At 69.9% G+C, this 697-nt stretch carries 1 protein-coding gene; it reads right to left on the reverse strand.

All coding sequences use genetic code 11. From position 1 onward, the window contains the following. A partial coding sequence (locus LI92_RS24685) for a PGRS repeat-containing protein (RefSeq protein ID WP_046322597.1) occupies nucleotides 1-697 on the reverse strand: 697 nt, incomplete at both ends.

Here is a 697-nt window from a genome sequence, read left to right on the forward strand (position 1 = left end):
CCAGGAAAGCCGCGTCATCGTCGCCGAATCCGTTGGCTGACAACTCATAGGGCGCCAGTTTGTTCACGTGGTCGAAGCCGTGCAGGATCACCACGCGACCGTCACTGTCGATCAGCCAGGAACCCGCCGTCGAGTACCCACCGGTCCCGCCCCCGCTGAGTGCAACACCGGTACCGAACTGACCGACATCACCGTGGGATCCCAGCATCAGCAGGCTGCCGTTGCCGCCGGTGCCGCCCAGCGCGGGCAACCGGGTGGCAACCCCACCCACACCACTGTTACCGGCATCGCCACCGTCACCACCACCGCCGAACAGGCCGACCGCACTGCCACCATCCCCACCGTGCCCGCCGTCAACGCCATCACCACCGGCACCGCCGGCACCACCGATGCCGAACAGCCAGCCACCGGCACCACCGGCACCGCCCACACCGCCCAACTCGCCATCGCCGCCGGCACCACCGGCACCACCGATGCCCAGCAACCAACCACCGGCGCCCCCAGCACCTCCGGCAGCGCCCTCGCCCCCGGCCCCGCCGACACCACCGTTGCCGAACCACCCCGCAGCGCCACCGGCGCCACCGGCCACACCGTCGACAGTGCTGGAATAACCGGCACCACCATCACCGAACAACCACCCACCGGCACCGCCGTCAGGATTCTCCGCAGTACCGTCCGCGCCGTCCCCGATCGCATA

Source organism: Mycobacterium sp. UM_Kg1, from assembly GCF_000972925.1.
Classification (GTDB): Bacteria; Actinomycetota; Actinomycetes; order Mycobacteriales; family Mycobacteriaceae; genus Mycobacterium; species Mycobacterium hiberniae.